Source organism: Streptomyces beijiangensis (genome assembly GCF_017315755.1).
Lineage (GTDB): Bacteria > Actinomycetota > Actinomycetes > Streptomycetales > Streptomycetaceae > Streptomyces > Streptomyces beijiangensis.
The window spans coordinates 1-232 of sequence record NZ_JAFLRJ010001295.1 but is presented as its reverse complement, the minus strand read 5'-3'; the positions used below and the strand labels follow the sequence as shown (position 1 = coordinate 232).

Sequence of the window (232 nt, the reverse complement as noted above, 5' to 3'; positions counted from 1 at the left end):
GTCTCGGACCGGGTCAGCGTCGAGAAGTCGTACCGCCGCACCTTCAGCACCACGGTTCTCCCCGACCGTCCGGCGGCCCTCAGCCGCTCCACACACCGCCCCGCCAGCCGGTCCACCTCCGTCCTGACCCGCACCCTGTCGTGCAGGTCCACGTCGAAGGTGTCCTCGACCGACACCGATTTGGTGTCGCGCTCGGACACGACGACCGGCCCGTCGTGTCCGACGGCCATCC

Annotated in this window: 1 protein-coding gene; it reads right to left on the bottom strand. The window is 70.3% G+C overall.

The window, feature by feature from the left end; genetic code table 11:
- A partial coding sequence (locus J0695_RS41565; protein WP_443727173.1) for a DinB/UmuC family translesion DNA polymerase occupies positions 1–232 on the bottom strand: 232 nt, incomplete at both ends.